The sequence below is a fragment of the Leuconostoc sp. JNUCC 76 genome (genome assembly GCF_053667755.1).
This window is the reverse complement of the sequence record NZ_CM132206.1, coordinates 763,889-779,229: the sequence shown is the minus strand read 5'-3', so window position 1 is coordinate 779,229 and position 15,341 is coordinate 763,889. Positions and strand designations below refer to the sequence as shown.

At 35.1% G+C, this 15,341-nt stretch carries 14 protein-coding genes; 5 read left to right on the top strand and 9 right to left on the bottom strand.

Annotation, left to right across the window (positions count from 1 at the left end; translation table 11 throughout):
* The first annotated feature begins 16 nt into the window (after window positions 1-16).
* Entirely contained in the window at window positions 17-580 is a 564-nt protein-coding gene (locus JNUCC76_RS03980; RefSeq protein WP_454155993.1) for a TetR/AcrR family transcriptional regulator, read from the top strand.
* 46 nt (window positions 581-626) lie between these two features.
* Here JNUCC76_RS03980 and JNUCC76_RS03975 read toward each other — a convergent pair whose 3' ends face one another.
* The 3 genes from JNUCC76_RS03975 to JNUCC76_RS03965 are packed head-to-tail and all read right to left on the bottom strand — an operon-like array spanning window position 627 to window position 3,809.
* Window positions 627-1,319, bottom strand: a complete 693-nt coding sequence (locus JNUCC76_RS03975; RefSeq protein ID WP_454155992.1) for an ABC transporter ATP-binding protein — start codon at window positions 1,317-1,319, stop codon at window positions 627-629.
* Window positions 1,320-1,323: 4 nt separating this feature from the next.
* Window positions 1,324-2,370, bottom strand: coding sequence for an ABC transporter permease (locus JNUCC76_RS03970; protein WP_454155990.1), 1,047 nt, complete (start codon window positions 2,368-2,370; stop codon window positions 1,324-1,326).
* Window positions 2,371-2,396: 26 nt separating this feature from the next.
* A complete protein-coding gene (locus tag JNUCC76_RS03965; protein WP_454155988.1) occupies window positions 2,397-3,809 on the bottom strand; it encodes a cryptochrome/photolyase family protein in 1,413 nt (470 codons plus the stop codon).
* 248 nt (window positions 3,810-4,057) lie between these two features.
* On the opposite strand from JNUCC76_RS03965, the gene add reads away from it, so the two are divergent.
* The gene (gene add, locus JNUCC76_RS03960) at window positions 4,058-5,074 is read left to right on the top strand and encodes an adenosine deaminase (RefSeq protein WP_454156513.1); all 1,017 of its coding nucleotides are present in this window, start codon (window positions 4,058-4,060) and stop codon (window positions 5,072-5,074) included.
* Between the two features lie 46 nt (window positions 5,075-5,120).
* On the opposite strand, the gene JNUCC76_RS03955 is transcribed toward add, so the two are convergent.
* Window positions 5,121-6,821: a hypothetical protein gene (locus JNUCC76_RS03955; RefSeq protein ID WP_454155986.1), complete on the bottom strand. Its 1,701-nt coding sequence runs from the start codon at window positions 6,819-6,821 to the stop codon at window positions 5,121-5,123.
* A 195-nt stretch (window positions 6,822-7,016) separates the two neighbouring features.
* Here JNUCC76_RS03955 and JNUCC76_RS03950 point away from each other — a divergent pair, with 195 nt between their 5' ends.
* A complete protein-coding gene (locus JNUCC76_RS03950) occupies window positions 7,017-8,690 on the top strand; it encodes a hypothetical protein (RefSeq protein WP_454155984.1) in 1,674 nt (557 codons plus the stop codon).
* A 76-nt stretch (window positions 8,691-8,766) separates the two neighbouring features.
* Here JNUCC76_RS03950 and JNUCC76_RS03945 read toward each other — a convergent pair whose 3' ends face one another.
* From JNUCC76_RS03945 to JNUCC76_RS03925, 5 genes are all read right to left on the bottom strand, one after another.
* Window positions 8,767-10,098, bottom strand: a complete 1,332-nt coding sequence (locus JNUCC76_RS03945) for a dihydrolipoyl dehydrogenase family protein (RefSeq protein ID WP_454155982.1) — start codon at window positions 10,096-10,098, stop codon at window positions 8,767-8,769.
* Between the two features lie 94 nt (window positions 10,099-10,192).
* Window positions 10,193-10,993 (bottom strand): metal ABC transporter permease, encoded by an 801-nt coding sequence (locus tag JNUCC76_RS03940; RefSeq protein WP_072613446.1) that lies wholly within the window; start codon window positions 10,991-10,993, stop codon window positions 10,193-10,195.
* Entirely contained in the window at window positions 10,986-11,672 is a 687-nt protein-coding gene (locus JNUCC76_RS03935; RefSeq protein ID WP_454155980.1) for an ATP-binding cassette domain-containing protein, read from the bottom strand. Before JNUCC76_RS03935 ends, JNUCC76_RS03940 begins: the two co-directional genes overlap by 8 nt.
* A 7-nt stretch (window positions 11,673-11,679) precedes the next feature.
* Window positions 11,680-12,570, bottom strand: a complete 891-nt coding sequence (locus JNUCC76_RS03930; protein ID WP_454155979.1) for a metal ABC transporter solute-binding protein — start codon at window positions 12,568-12,570, stop codon at window positions 11,680-11,682.
* A 234-nt stretch (window positions 12,571-12,804) separates the two neighbouring features.
* Window positions 12,805-13,254, bottom strand: a complete 450-nt coding sequence (locus tag JNUCC76_RS03925) for a Fur family transcriptional regulator (protein ID WP_454155977.1) — start codon at window positions 13,252-13,254, stop codon at window positions 12,805-12,807.
* A 256-nt stretch (window positions 13,255-13,510) separates the two neighbouring features.
* Between JNUCC76_RS03925 and kdsA the strand changes: the two genes are divergently transcribed.
* Both kdsA and JNUCC76_RS03915 read left to right on the top strand, forming a co-directional pair.
* Entirely contained in the window at window positions 13,511-14,362 is an 852-nt protein-coding gene (kdsA, locus tag JNUCC76_RS03920; RefSeq protein ID WP_454155975.1) for a 3-deoxy-8-phosphooctulonate synthase, read from the top strand.
* Window positions 14,346-15,302, top strand: a complete 957-nt coding sequence (locus JNUCC76_RS03915) for a KpsF/GutQ family sugar-phosphate isomerase (protein WP_260354397.1) — start codon at window positions 14,346-14,348, stop codon at window positions 15,300-15,302. Before kdsA ends, JNUCC76_RS03915 begins: the two co-directional genes overlap by 17 nt.
* Window positions 15,303-15,341: the final 39 nt, after the last annotated feature.

Genomic DNA, 15,341 nt, shown 5'->3' with positions numbered 1-15,341 from the left:
ATAGTATTTCTTACTAATGAATCGGAGAAATAAAATGGTTGGTACCAAAAATAATAGACGTGCACAGTTAACGAAAAAAAACATACAAGATGCCCTAATCCACCTAATGAGCGATAAAAATATCAACAGTATATCTGTAACAGATATTTGTAAAACTGCTGACATTAATCGAGGAACATTTTATGCTCATTTTCTTGATGTTACTGATTGCATGAATCATATGGAAAAAGAAACTGCCAATGAACTTTTTTCTATACTTGAGAATGATAAACAGACTGACTCTGTGGAAGTTTTGTTACAAGCCATATTTGAACTAGTTGAAAAAAACAACAGGGTTTTTAATTTTATTTTGACTGAAGATCAAGACTTTTTAGCAAATATTTTATCTACCACAAAGCAGAAGTTTTTTAACCAGCTTGTCCCAGACGATGACACACTATCAATGAGTGAAAAGCAATTTCTATACGAATATACATTGAACGGAATTGTTGGTATGATCAGACATTGGATAAAAAATGATATGAAAGAGTCGCCTAAGACACTCACATCTTATTTCAACAAATGGTGTTACCAGTCTTAATTTTTCTTTCTCTAAAAAAACCTACGTGAACCACGTAGGTTTTTTACTATATCTCACTGAATTTACCATCATCAATTTTGGACATTTTGCCATCAATAATTTGATAAACTTTATCCACCTCTTCCTTCAAACGTAAATCATGGGTCACCACAATAATTGTTTTGTCATTCTTATGGGCTAATTCACGTAATAGCGACATAACTTCTTTGGAGCGGGCTGTATCCAATGAAGCAGTTGGTTCATCGGCTAAAATATATTCCGGATCAGCGTACAAGGCCCGCGCAATAGCAACACGTTGTCTTTGACCACCAGAGAGTTCGTTAGGATACTTTGCTCCCAAGTCCTCGATAGCTAATGTTTTTAAAACAGTGCGAAACTCTTCATGAGATAAATGTTGTTCTTTCACTTTATCCACTAGTTCAAATTGCTCATTAACCGTTAAGTAAGGCACTAGGTTATAAGATTGCAAAATAAACCCTACCGTGTTTAATCGGAGATCTGACTGCTCTTTTTTCGATAACTCGCCTATTATTTCATCATTAATTTTCACCGTACCGGATGTGGGAGATTGTAATCCACCAGCAATTGTTAAAAAAGTTGTTTTTCCAGAACCTGAAGGACCAACAACTAATATTAATTGCTGAGAGTCAGCACTGAAATTAACATTATCCAACGCCAAAAATTCACTTGTTCCGGTACCATATTTTTTACTAACATTTTCAAACTCTAAACGGGACATAGTATTAACCTCCAATCATTTCAAATGGATCTACTTTAATTATTTGCCTAATTGGTAATAAGGACCCAAGTAGCGACATAATCAAAATGCCAAAACTTGTGGTAACCACTTGCGTGGTTGAAATGGCTATTGGTACCTCGCTAGGGAGAACGTACGAAGTTATAATTGTAAAAATAATTGCCAATCCGATACCTATCACCGCCATCAAAAATGTTTGTGTGAGAGTATTTAATACCAGATATTTAGTAGAAATACCTTGTGCTTTCATAACACCAAAATTAGGTAATTTTTGAATTGTTAATATATACAAAAATATTGAAATAACAATCAAAACAATAACAAAGAGAAAGCCAATCATAAATTTAAAGGTTAATTGTTGTGCTTGATACCCTGGCAATTTTTCAATAAAACTATTTATCGTGTATAACTTGCTGCTCTTAAAGTGAGTGGCGCCTGTAATCTTTTTGTTAAAAACTAACGCGTTGACGGGTGCCTGGTTAATTTTCTTTAAAGTCTGGAAAGACGTATAAATAACCGGAGCCACGTTCAAAGATGCATTCGAAGTAAAGCCAACAATTTTCAACTTCTCGTCACTGTTAGCTACAGTAATCTCATCCCCAATTTTAAATCCTGATTTTTTTAATTCATCAGAAACGGTTGCCGTATTATCCCCAGTAAAACGATGCCCAGATATGATTTTTATGTTTTTGTAGATAAAACCATCGCTTTTGATTGCTAAAATTTGTGCGTTAGTTTTATCAGCATGGCTATTCTTAACTAGTGTGCTGTACTGGCTAATTGCAGTTCCTTGCCCACTAACCTTCTTTTGATCATCACTATCCAAAAATGACTGTGTCAGCCGCCCTTCAGCATCTGTGTCTAATAGTATCTTTGATGCCTGCCATTGCGTGATTGCCGACTTGTTTAAATCAGACAAGCCCGTAGCAAGACCATTTAAAATAAAAACTAAATAGCTAATAAAAAGTATTAACGTAATAATTAAACTATAACGTAATTTCTCATGTCTGATTTCTCTTAATGCCAAAAACATGATATGCCTCCTGCCTCTCTAACTGTTTAATTAACATCTTTACTGCTCTCATAAATGCTAATTGCGCGTTTCCTTGCGTAAGAATGATCCACAATAGGAAAAGGATAGTTCTGCCCTATTCTAACACTAAATCGTGTCTGTTCCGAGTCCGAGAGTTTTCCTGGTTCATGAATCATTTTGTTGTCCACATTCTTTAGTTCTGGCACATATTTTTTAATGAATAGTCCATTTGGATCAAATTTTTTTGATTGTAAAGTAGGATTAAATATTCGAAAATAAGGAACACTATCTGTTCCCGTAGAAGCAGCCCACTGCCAACCGCCAATATTACTTGCCGCATCATAATCTAGCAATTTATGATGAAAGTATGCCTCTCCCCACCGCCAATCAATGAGTAAATCTTTAGTCAAAAATGAAGCGACAATCATCCTTAAACGATTATGCATCCATCCCGTCTCATTTAATTGCCGCATAGCAGCGTCCACAATCGGAAAGCCAGTTTGGCCTGTCCGCCATGCTTCAAATTGTTGTTCATTATTTATCCAATCAACATGTCGAAAATCCTTATTGATTGATTCAACGTTTTGATTTGGGTACATCACATAAATCATGTTGTAAAAGTCACGCCAGCAAAGCTCTTTCATAAACGTGATTTTGCCATCACTGTCAGGAGACTGATCGATTGCTCGCCAAACTGTTCGAATTGATATTTCTCCGGTCCGCAAATATCGCGACAAATGGCTAGTGCTGTCGTTTGCCGGAAAGTCTCGTCCCTCATCATACTGATCCAAACTTTCGTTAATGAATCGATTGAGCACCTTTTTGGCCGTCTCACTACCTAAATCTTTTTTTATAAAAGAAAAACGATCATCTATAAATGTTTCTAATAGCTGTTCATTTTCTGGAAAAAGTAATCGGGTGCTCTTGATTCGTTTATCAATCACATAGCTTACTGGTGCTGGTTTTTCTTGGCGTATCCATCTTTTAAAATAAGGGGTAAATACTTTGTACCCTTCCCCTGAATCCTTTTTTACTTCGGTGGCACCGTGTAGATTATAATCAATATAAGGGTGTGCTTTAACTTTTAACTTATTCTCAAAAAAGGCTACACTTTTTTGATCCCTATTTCTCCCAAAACCTCTTTCATCAAAATTAAAAAAGATGTCATGCCAATCTGGCAACTTCTGTTTTAAAGAAGTAAAACAGTCATTAATATCACCATACATTATGTTTAAAGTAATACCTTGTTTTTTGAGTTTGTTTTTAAAATGCAAAACACTCGCAAAAAAAGCACTCTGATTGACAGTACTCTTTTCTGTCACTTGTTCCGGATTAATATGAAACACAAAAAAAATTTCATTACTATGTCGCAATGCATTAAATAATGCAATATTATCCTCTAATCTAAGATCTCTGCGAAACCACATAACAGATACCATTGTATTCCCCCTGCATCTTTCTTTATTGCCACGAATAATTATGGCAAAACACCATAACAGTTATCTATAATGCATTGTATCAAATTAATAAATAATAAACTATTAAAGCGTTTATCGCTAATAAACGAACAATAATAAAATAAATTAAACAACGAATAGTTTTTAGCGACCATTTTTAAGCAATCAGTATGTTAAAATAAAACATATCAATAAATTAACGAACAATACAGAAAATGGAGTACACCACAATGACCACTGTGATTACCAATGAATTCACAAAAAAACTACCAAAATGCGAGTTACATGTGCATATTGAAGGAACCATTGAACCAGAGCTAAAGCTTAAGTTAGCGCAACGCAATAATATTGCGCTAACTGAAACAACCGTCGAAGACATACAAAAATCTTATCAATTTAACGATTTAGCGTCTTTTTTAGCTGTCTACTATCCGGGAATGTCAGTTTTAATAACTGAAGAAGATTTTTATGATTTAGCTTTTGACTATTTACAAAGAGCTGCTGACAATAATGTTCGTCATGTCGAAATTTTTTTTGATCCTCAAGCTCATACAACTCGAGGCATTGCCTTCAAAACGATTATTACTGGCCTCCATAGAGCCATTGTAGACGCACGCGCTTTAAATGTTGATGCTGCACTTATTATGTGTTTCTTGCGTGATTTACCGAAAGAGTCAGCTCGGCAAACTCTTCTCGAAGCGCTTCCTTACAAAGATAAATTCATTGGTGTAGGACTTGATTCTGATGAACATAATAATCCGCCTTTAAAGTTTGCTCGTCAATTTGAGGATGCGGCAGCCCACGGCCTGCATTTAACAACTCATTGTGATATTGATCAGAAGGATTCCATTGACCATATCCGCCAAGCACTTGAAATCATGGAAGTCGAACGACTCGACCATGGTACCAACATCGTCGAAGACCCAGACTTAGTCAACTTAGTTATTAAAAAAGGAATCGGTTTGACATCTTGCCCCCTCTCTAATTCTTTTGTTACGCCAGACATGAAGGGTAAAGAACTGATTGACTTGTTAAACCAAGGTGTTAAAATTTCTATTCATTCTGATGACCCAGCCTATTTTGGTGGATATATCAGTGACAATTACTATAAAATGGCTACTGATTTCAATCTAAGCAAGGAACAATTGATCCAATTAGCTCGCAATTCTTTTGAATCAGCTTGGATTAGTACCGAACAGAAAGAATTATATTTAAAAGAATTAGACCAATACGCTGCTACAAATTAAGAAAAGCCTATTCCTTTAGTGGGAATGGGCTTTTCTTAGTTAATCATCACTCGTTCAAAAACTTGAACTTGTAATTCATATAAAATACAATTAACCAACTTATGAAATTAAATATGAGTATCGTATCCAATAGACGATCACTACGATAAGAAACAACTAATTCATTATGACCTTTTCTTTGTTTGACGATTGGCGTTCCTATTCGACTGAGTTTGACATTTGTGTGCAGCATTTTTTGATTCAATCGCAAAATAGTATCTGTGTACTTTATAATTGGAATCTGAATACTCTTAACGCTATTGCCTTCCCATTCGACTACCAATTTATTGCCATTGATAGACTTATGAAAGTATTTTTGTTTGTTAATAACTTGATGATGATAGAGTGAATATTTATCTTTACACTTAACTGTTTTCACTGGTAAGTAATCTGGGGTGGATTTTACCACGTATTGTAAAGCTAGTGCTTTATTTTTTATGAAAAAGGAATTCTTGATTTCACTGGTATTTTCAGATGTAAAATACGTATGAACAGAAGAGTTTAAAAAGGATTCCGTTTGGTGCCACACATTCAAGGCATTGTTAGTTGAAATACCTGTTTGAAACAACGACAATAGTAATAAACCATAGCTGATGAGCCCAAAAATAACTGATTTATTATGCCACTTTTCCAAAAGCAAACCAACTGCTAGGAGTAGCAGAACTGTGAAAGGTACGAAAAAACGAAACGGAAATTGAATTGTCTCAATTAATTGATTATGAGAATTATTCAATAATTTCCATGGAAATAAATTTGTACATAAAATAAACAAAAATCCGCAGGTAACCGCTGTTACTTTCAATAATTGCGACTCTTTTTTCCAATGCTTACAGATTGTCCATAGAGCAAACAGCACAATAATCATTAAGATGGGCGGATAAAATAACCAATAACTACTACCCTTAAAAATAGTTGTTTCTGCCATCCATTTATTAACAAATGGTTGAGCAATATTATTTTCGCTATAAATTGCAATAAAACTATAGAGTACATTTAATACTAAAAAACCGAAGATAACAATGGCTAAACCTAGCTGTTTCAAAAGCTTAATTTTAGTGTGCTTACTGTTAGAGAAAAAAGCTGTTAAGAAAAAGCAAGTATACACAAACACAAGCAAAAAAGCTGACAACATATGAACTTGACACATGACGCCGATACTTATAGCCGTTTGGATTGGATAAAGCTTCTTTTTTTCAATTAAGTCGATTAACGGTATAAGGCAGAGTGGAAATAATGCTGCTCCCCAACTCGAAAATCCTTGTCGTAATGTCCAATACTGAACGGAGTATGTAGTCATATACAAAATACTTAATGGTATCCTATACACAAGCTGTACACCAGCTTTTTTTAAAAGAAGATACAAAGACAAACCAGAAAAAAAATACAAAATGCCATTTGAAATCACCTGATAACCAAACCAAGAAGGACTAATTAATACAATCAACCCTTGTATATAGGCCATAAATGGTCCATACAAGGCATTGACAATTCGACCAGAAGATTGGAATCCATACATGGAAATAAAATATTGAAAGTTCCCATGCTTTATCTGCATAGCCGTATCAAACAAACGATTAAAGTGAAAAATAGCATCAGATCCAATAATCATTGCATGGTTTAAGAAAAATGGTATTAAAAGCAGTATCGACGACAGTAGTAGAATGGCGATTGGCCATAGTTTTTTAACCTGTTGTAAAATTGTTGACATAACTTCCCCTATTTATGTATTACTTGGCTAAGATTAGACGCCAGAAAAATACTATCGTTTTAACATAAAATGAACATTAATTTTAAGCATATTTATACAAAATGTCGTTTTGTTCTTTTTATAGTTGCTATTTGACCTTGTTTTTATTATGGTAGGTATAAATCGGTTTAGAACGAATTAAAAAAAGGATTTATCATGTTAAGACGTCATTCCCCAGTATGGTTGCATTGCTTCATTGTTTTTGTCATTATCTTTTTCTTATCACTCTTATCAACGTTACCCGCTTTTACCAACAACACATTCAAATTGAGCTACGATGGTAATATTCACTTGGCACGCTACGACGCTATAACACAAGCACTTAGCCATGGTTCTTTACCTCCCCTTGTAAATTTTATTGGCCTTCACCATACTGGGATTGCCATGAACGGTATGTATCCTTGGATAACCAGCACTATTTTTATCATCCCCAAATTATTGTTCAGTAATCCAATAGTTGCATTAATGGTCGGATTTATCGTTTTAAACTTTTTAACAATTTTTAACGTTTTCCTACTAGCTAAGTTTATAACACATAAAAGATGGATTCAAATACTTGGTATAGCAATATACCAATTTAGTTCTTATCACATGGCTGTCCTTTATTCTCGTAATGCACTTGGAGAAGCACTGGCTTATGCTTTTTTACCCCTAGTTCTGCTGGGATGTCTCAAAATATGGCATAACTTAACAAATGGTTGGCTATACTTAGGATTCGGTATGGGCGCCATCGCCAACAGTCACATTCTTTCTTTAATTATTGTAACAATCATGATTGCCATTTTCTGTTTTATCAGAATTTTACGTCATCAATTAACACGAAAAGAAGTCATTAATTATATAAAAGCCACTGTTCTAGCGATTTTATCGGCTTTTTATACGCTTACTAACATCGGGTCACTGCTAGCCTCCAATTTATTAATGAGCCCAACACCAAAATTAGTACCGTTAAATGCAACAAAATACTGGCAAGCTCTTCTTGATAATAGCATCATTGAACGTTCCGCTAACTTTAACATGGGGCCAATTAACACCTTCCTATTGTTTTTCCTAATGATTATGTTGTTTACAAATAAATCTGGTTTATGGCGCCATTGGACACTTGCAACAATTATTGTATTTTTTAGCACTTTTGACTGGTTACCTTGGCAAAACCTTGCCGGCACACCTATCAATATGATTCAATTTTTGGGACGATTATTGTTCATTTCTTCTCTATTTCTAGCCATCAGTGTTATGTATTATTTTGACCAGTATCCTTTAAAGTACAAAGACATTAATTTTGTGATTACCTTAGCTTTAGTTGCAGTCAGTTTAAATGCAGTTCACACTTATCACAACAAAACCACGAAAGATGGTTACCGTTTTTGGCTAACTAGAGACAACTATGACCAAACCATTAAAAATAGCGCAATAGGCATTGATTATTTACCCGCAAACAATAAGCATCAACTGCAATCCAGAATAACTGCTTTACAAAATGCAAGTGTTTCTTCCCTGAAAATAAAATCGCAAACATATAATAGTGCTGAGTACATGATCACTACGGCAAAGGAAGGATACTATTCTCTACCGATTGCTGTATACTCAGGCATTCATTACAATGTTACTTTAAATCACAAAAAAGTAAAGCTTGCAAACAGCCACGCTCTTAAATTAAAAATCCCTAAGGGCCTGAACCGTTTAAAAATCACGGTTACAGTAAATATCAGTAATTATTTCACGATGCTGATCAGTCTATTGACGATAGTATACAGTATCGGGAAACTAACATTTGCAAACTCAAACAGTTTTGCAAGAAAAAATAAAAAGCGCCAAAACGATAAATAATATCTTTTTGGCGTTTTTTATTATACTTTTTTATTTTATGATCGCAGCACCATAAAAGGCTTAAGCTGCTACTATCTTATAACAAATCCCAGGTAGAGGCGCTGATTGAAGGGAACAAGTGAATTATCCGAGCAATTTCTTCTTTGTTAAACTTAAATTCAACGGCTGGCAGCAATGTGTTGATAACATTTTCTGCTTGCTCACTGACTTCTGTTGCACCAAGCAATCGATGTTCATCATCAAAAATTAAGGTGTTCTCACTAATTGTTTCCTTGTTCACCTTACGATACCAATCACCAACCAAATTATTCTCTTCAATTTGATAATTGTTTTCTTTTGCTGCTTCAACAGTTACTCCAACTTTAGCAATTCTAGGAGATGTAAATACGACTGATGGAATCACAGGATATGCGATAGGTTCTCTGCTTTGACCAGAAAAACGCTTAAACAAATAAGTTGATTCAAAGATTGCTGTTGGCGTCAATTTAGGCTGTGTTTTATCAATAACATCACCTGATGCGTATATGTTATCAATATTAGTTTGCAAATACTCATTAACAACCACACCTTTTTCATTGTAGTTCACACCAATTTCTGCTAACCCTAGATTGTCAGTATTTGGGATGCGACCAGTCGCATCTAACACCCATCCCACTGATAATGATTGATCATCACCATAATTCACGATAACTTGATCACCTGATTTTTCAAAACTTGAAACCTTAGCATTTTTAACAAACTTTACGCCACGCTCCTGAAGATCATCAATTACTTTGTTGACATATGGCTGATAAAATTCTTTAAGCGCTTTTTCCCCGTGCATCAGCACCGTGACGTCAGAACCAGCAGCATTGGCAATTGTTACAAACTCCATGCTAATGTAGCCAGACCCTATAATAACAATCTTGTCGGGTAATTCAGTTAAATCCATAAACTCACGGCTATCATGGGCCAACTCACTACCAGGAATGTCAAGCCTATGTGGACGTAAGCCAGTTGAAATGACAATTTTGTCAGCAGTTTTTGGCTGACCATCTACTAGAATAGTGTGATTATCTTGAAAAACACCTGTTCCTTGGATGATATCAATCCCTGAACTCTTAATAAGTCCACCAATCATCCCTGGCAACTCATCAATTACTTCTTGCTTGTGCGCAACACTTTCTTTCCAATTGATTTTCAAGTTACCCGCAACGACACCCGAGAAACGCTCTGATTCACGAAGTAAAGTAACTGGAGCATCGAGTGTAATTTTAGCGTTACAACCATAGTTTGGACATGTACCACCAATCAAATCTTTTTCTATAATACCAACTTTGACCCCTGATTGAGCAAGTGGCACTGCACCATCAAACGTACCATGTCCACTTCCTAAATATAAAACATCATAATCGTATTGCTGTGTCATAAAATTTCCTCCAATTTTAGGGCTCTTACCGTATCAGTTATGGCAATTATAGTTCAGGCAAATATGTATGGCAAACAATATACTCGCTCAATGATTAACGATGTAACGTATTTATTTTATAATATAACAAGGATAGACAATAAATAGCACCTTCAATAATGGTGATAAAGAAGCTCACAGGCCAATTACTAATATAGCTCAAATACAATCCCATCCAAGTGCCAAACAATGCAAACACAAACGAAAGCAATATCATATGATGGACAGACCTAACAATGTATTTGGCAGAAGATGCAGGAACCGTTAACAAAGAAAATATCAATAATGATCCAACAATTTGCGCGGTCACACTGACGGTACATGCAACTAGTATTAAGAATAGTAAAGAAATCCAGACAGTCCCTTTAGCATTCAAATCAGAACCAATTGTATCAAAAGATATATACTTAAGTTTTCGATACATTAATAGTGTGATTAATAAAATAACGATAATTAAAACTAATAGCTCGTATAGGTTTTCTTGGCTAATACCAACGATGCTACCAAATAAAATGTTAGTGGCATAACTAGACTGCTTATTGGACAGAGACAAGAATAAGACACCTAATCCAATGAATATTGCTGAAAAAACACTAATAGAAGATTCCCGTTGACTCAACCTGTTACCCGCGAGAGAAACAAATATTGAACTTAGTATCGTAAATAATAGCATGCCACCAATAGGTGATATTCCTGCAAAAATAGCAAAACTAGCACCTGAAAAACTAATTTCAGATAAAGTATGGACATAAAAGGATGTTTTACGTGCTACAACGAAAACACCGACAACTGCACAAATAATTGATATAAAAAAACTTGCTATGAACGCATACTGCATAAACGGATAATTAAACATGCGTACTCCCTCCTGCAGAAGAACGCAATTCTTTCATTTCACCGTGGTGATTACTAATGTGCAGTTCATAATCACCAAATAAACTAACCAACTCCGGATCATGTGTAATGAAAATAACGGCTAACTGCTCTTGTGCAATAATTTTTTTAACTAGTTTCAAAAGATCAATCCGCGACTCATAATCCAAATTAGAGGTACTTTCATCTAAGATCAACATCTTCGGATTTGCCATTAATGCTTGTGCCAAATAGGCACGCTGCTTTTCGCCACCTGAAACACGACCTAAGGCACGATTCTTAATCTCCTTTAAATTAGTTACAGATATAATTTTTTCTAAGTGCTTCTTCTCTGAGGAAGTTAGCCAAGGCGTAAGAGGATGCGTTAAATTCAATACTATAAAATCTTTTACACTAAGTGGATACTCAGCATCAACGTCTCTAAATTGTGGTACTAATTGAATGTCACCAAATTTAATGTGCAAATTAATTTCTGATTGATAGCTCTTTTTGTCTCTTGCTGCCTTTAGTAAGTAATTAATTAGGGTTGTTTTGCCAACCCCATTGTCACCGGTAATGCATAATAATTTCCCTGAGTAGGTTGAAAAAGAAAGTTTTTGAATTAATAGACTTCCTGGGACTTCAACATCTAACTGATTAACTTCTAAAATTTTCTCAATCATATAATGACTACTGTTCTGATTTTTGGATTTTTTCTAACTGCTTATACTGACTCAACATCCATTGTTTGTAGTTTTTACCCTTAGGCATTGTTTCAGTAACATTTAATACTGGTACATCATGTTTCTTTGCTAACTTTACTAACTGCCCAACTGTTTTGTCAGTTGCTTGCGTATTTTGAACAAAGAAGCTGATTTTTTTATTTTTAATATCATCTTGCATTGCCTTGATATCTTTGGGTGATGGGTCTGTACCATCTTCAACAGACTTAGAAAAGTGTGTATTATTTTCAGAATACCCTAGTTCTTCCAAAGCGTAATCAAAAACCGGTTCACTTACATCAACTAACTTATTATCTGAATTCTTTTTTAGTTCTTTTATTTTTGTTTGAATAGGTTCCAAGCTCGCAATATATTTTTTAGCATTTGCTTTAAAAGCAGCCTTATGTTTAGGATCTATTTTTGAAAACTTGTCAGCCAAGTAGTTTGCAAGTTTAGGCATTGTTTGGCTTTGATACCATAGGTGAGGATTATCGCCGTTTTTCTTACCTAAAATATCTTCACCAACTCGAACAGATTTAACATTTGCATTTTTTGCTAGCTTAGTCATCCAAGAGTCATAACCAATACCATTGTATACAACTAAATCAGCCTTGGAAACTTCTGTAGCAATTTTGGCGCTTGGTTCATAATCATGTGGATCAACATTAGGATTCGTAATGACCGATTTAACCGTACCATACTGACCTAACACTTTTTCAGCTGCTTCACCATAGAAATCAACTGAGGAAACTACCTGGATATTTTTTGTATCAGCTCCCACTGTGCCGTTAGCAACAACAAATACGAAGAGCGCTAAAATAACGCCAATCAAACCACCAAAAAAATTCTTTTGTTTCATAATTCTATTTCCTACTTTCTCATCTATTCTAAAATTTATGTTGAAATAAAAGTTTTGTTTAAGTTTGAAACATAAGAACTGCCCTCTCTCTATTTAGTGTTAAAAATATTCTTTTCTTATTATAGTAATCATTACTATTAAAGTCAACAAAAAGTAATGCTTACTTTAAAAGAAAAAGAGCGACTATATTTTTACAATATAGTCGCTCTTTTTTATAAATAAGGTAACTTAATCTCATGCTGTCTTGTTATTTTGTTGACACCGGTCACACAAACCAAACAATTCTAATTTTATGTTTAATACCAAAAATTCTTTCAATGATTCTTTTAATGCAGGAGACAAACTTGAATCTATTTTTATCACCCGATGACAATTTTGGCAAAAAAAGTGGCCGTGTTGCGGCGAAACAAAGTCACATTGGAATTTGACATTCAGCTGACCATTTTCAGAACGTTGTTCAACGATGCCCAGTTCAGAGAATTCTTTGATATTACGATAAGTTGTTGTATGGCTAACATTAGGATACAGTTGTTGCATAAAGCTATCGACATCAGTCACTGATACGTATTGTGATTCAAATTTTGATAAGTATTTGAGGAGATCTTTGCGTTGTTTCGTTACACGAAATTCGCTATTCTGTAAGATATCCAACCCTTTTTTGTATTGTGTCTCATCGTCTGTCATAGTATTACACTTTCATTATTCATCAAATTTACTTAACAATTATTATCTCTCATAATTATTATTTAGTCCACTGCTTTGTTCCAAAGTGATAATTGGTCTCGCTTATTTCCTTAAAACTTGAAAAGTCATTTTTTACTACTTCTAAGTTCAATGATGCTACAATAAATTTACCAAGGCTTCTTCACTCAATACTTGGGCTCGTGGCACATACCGCGAAGATATGTGCATCGTTTGTATCTATATAAGGAGATATATTATGACAAAAATTAGTGAAGTTTTCCAAGAGTACAATTTTTCGGATGATAAGCTAACGCTGTTAGCTGGTCCATGCGCAATTGAATCATATGAAACATGTGCTGAGGTTGCCGAACAGTTAAAAGAAATTACTGACGAATTGGGTATCAACTTTGTTTTCAAATCATCATTCGATAAGGCCAATCGTAGTTCACTTGAGTCCGATCGTGGTGCAGGAATGGCTCATGGCCTTGAAATTTTGAAAAAAATAAAAGAGACTTATAATGTCCCTATCGTTACTGATGTTCACGAATCTTACCAATGTGAACCAGTCGCAAAAGTCGCTGATGTATTACAGATTCCTGCCTATTTAAGTCGACAAACTGACCTCTTAATTGCCGCTGCCAAAACTGGTCGTGTTGTTAATATTAAAAAAGCTCAATTCATGGCACCAGAAGATATTCAAAGTGCTGTGCATAAGGTTGAAGAAACCAACAAACATATTTTAGTTACTGAGCGTGGTAGCATGTTTGGTTATCATCAGCTCGTAGTTGATATGACCAGTCTTATTCAAATGCGTGAGACTAATTTTCCTATCATCTACGATGCTACCCACTCTATCCAAATACCTAGTGGTTATGGTAACCATTCGGGTGGTAATAGAGATTATGCATTCCCATTGATGCGTGCAGCCTTAACGATTGGTGTCGCTGGTATTTTTGCAGAAGTACACCCCAACCCACCCAAGGCTATTTCTGATCAGGATAGTCAATTGTATCTTTCCAAAATACGTCCAATCTTAGAGGTAGCTAACGACCTCTTCCATCAAAATCTCAAGATGAAGGCGGTTTATGATCATGAAGGTTTATTATGAAGATGCAAAGAAAACATTTGATGCTGAGATAGAAGCACTGAATCGCGTCAAAAGTTCACTGGGTAAATCATTTGATGAAGCAGTAGATAAAATTTTATCTACTAAAGGTCGCGTTATATTTATCGGCATTGGAAAATCTGGTATCATCGCTGATAAAATTGCTGCTTCATTTTCTTCAGTAGGCTTGGCAAGTTTCTATATTGATGCAGGAACAGCGTATCATGGTGATTTGGGACGTGTATCATCTGATGACGTTGTTATATTCATATCCAACAGTGGTGAAACACAAGAAGTACTCCAAGCCCTGTCAGCGCTACAAAATATCCATAACAATGAATTGGCAACTATTGCTTTGACAGGTTCTGAAGATTCGACTCTCGCAAAAAATACAGATATTGTGCTCTCAATTGATGTCGCTGAAGAAGCCGATATCACAAAGTTAGCACCAACTAGTTCAACCACAGCCACACTTGTCATGGGAGATGCCTTACTAGTTGCCATCGAAACTGCCAAAGAGTTTGATCGCGAAAGCTTCGCAATGTACCATCCTGGCGGCTCCATTGGGAAAATTTTGCTTCAAAACGTTAAGAACTCAATGCACACTAAGATTCCTTATGTTCATGTCGACACTTCAATCAATGAGGTAATCTACCGTATCAGTGACTACGGGATTGGTATTACCTTAGTCAAAGATGAACAAGAAAATGTGATTGGTATTATTACTGATGGCGATATTCGAAAAAAATTCCTCAATATCAGTAGAGTCAAAGGATCAACAGCAAAAGATTACATGACACAAGGTTTCATTAGCATTAGTGAAAACAAAAGAAATCGTGAAGCCTGGAGAAAAATGGCCAACTATAATATTTCCAACTTAGTTGTTTTGGATAAGGATAAAAAAGTTGTTGGTGTGGTCACCATTCATGATGTACTGGAATGATATTTGCTTTGTACTAAAAAAGACTGGAAAAACCTCCAG